Consider the following 790-nt stretch of genomic DNA (forward strand, 5'->3'; position numbering starts at 1 on the left):
GAAGAACTTATGAGACTTATTAAGAATACCACAGAATTAATCGGAATTAAAGACCAAAATATCAAGATTTCACTTGTTTTTGAAACTAACACTCATATCGAGATTCAAGCAAAACTTGATTACCCTGCACCATCATGTCCTCATTGCCGTGGAAAGATGATCAAGTACGACTTTTAAAAGCCTTCTAAAATCCCTCTTCTCGAGCAAGCGGGAACTTCAACACTACTACGTCTGAAGAAACGTCGCTTCCAGTGTAAAGGCTGTAGACGAGTCACGGTGGCTGAGACATCAATCGTTGAGAAAAACTGCCAAATCTCAAATCTTGTCTGGCAAAAAGCTGCACAACTCCTTACTGAGAAGGTATCACTAACAGATATTGCCAGAAGACTTCGTGTGTCGACTTCCACTGTCTATCGTAAGCTTGATCAGTTTACTTTCAAGGAGCATTATGACAAACTCCCTGATGTTATGTCTTGGGATGAGTTTGGTTTCAAGAAAGGTGAACTCGCTTTTGTGGCGCAAAACTATGAGATCAACAAACTCATAACCATCCTTGATAATCGCCGTCAAACCACGATCCGAAACCACTTTTTGAAGTACCCATTGAAAGTTCGACAAAAGGTACAGTTTTTTACAATGGATATGTCAGGAGCCTATATCCCACTAGCTCGCAGACTTTTCCCAAACGCCGAAATAATTATTGATCGTTTCCACATCATCCAGCACCTTGGTAGAGCCTTTTTAAAGACAAGAATTGCGATTATGAACCAGTTCGATAAGAAGTCACTAC

General features: G+C 40.4%; 1 pseudogene. It reads left to right on the plus strand.

Annotated elements, in window-relative coordinates:
- Positions 1-9: 9 nt before the first annotated feature.
- Positions 10-790, plus strand: a pseudogene (locus AX662_RS07035) (ISL3 family transposase); the annotation flags it as partial.

It is taken from the genome of Streptococcus sp. CCH5-D3 (assembly GCF_001556435.1).
GTDB lineage: Bacteria > Bacillota > Bacilli > Lactobacillales > Streptococcaceae > Streptococcus.